This is a genomic window from Methylobacterium frigidaeris (assembly GCF_022179185.1).
Taxonomy (GTDB): domain Bacteria; phylum Pseudomonadota; class Alphaproteobacteria; order Rhizobiales; family Beijerinckiaceae; genus Methylobacterium; species Methylobacterium frigidaeris.
This window is the reverse complement of sequence record NZ_BPQJ01000403.1, coordinates 1-227: the sequence shown is the minus strand read 5'-3', so window position 1 is coordinate 227 and position 227 is coordinate 1. Positions and strand designations below refer to the sequence as shown.

Below are 227 nucleotides of genomic sequence, written 5' to 3'. Positions count from 1 at the left end.
GTACTGGGCGGAGATGTGGTGGCTCGCCTGGAACGCCTGGACGAGGCGGGTCAGGCCGAACCAGAGCAGGACCAGGAGCCCGAGTGTCAGGCTCAGGGATTTCCACAGGATCGCCCGCAGGGGCGGGGAGAAGGTCTGGCGCAAAGCCGCCGCGGCGGACTCGACGATCATCGGGCGGGGTTTCCGGCTTGAGCGCTTGCCGCCGATGAGACACCGGTTCGGCGCGA

At 68.7% G+C, this 227-nt stretch carries 1 pseudogene; it reads right to left on the bottom strand.

Going from position 1 to position 227, the window contains the following annotated elements:
- Positions 1 to 171: pseudogene (locus tag MFF64_RS37495) on the bottom strand (sulfate transporter family protein); the annotation flags it as partial.
- Positions 172 to 227 lie beyond the last annotated feature (56 nt).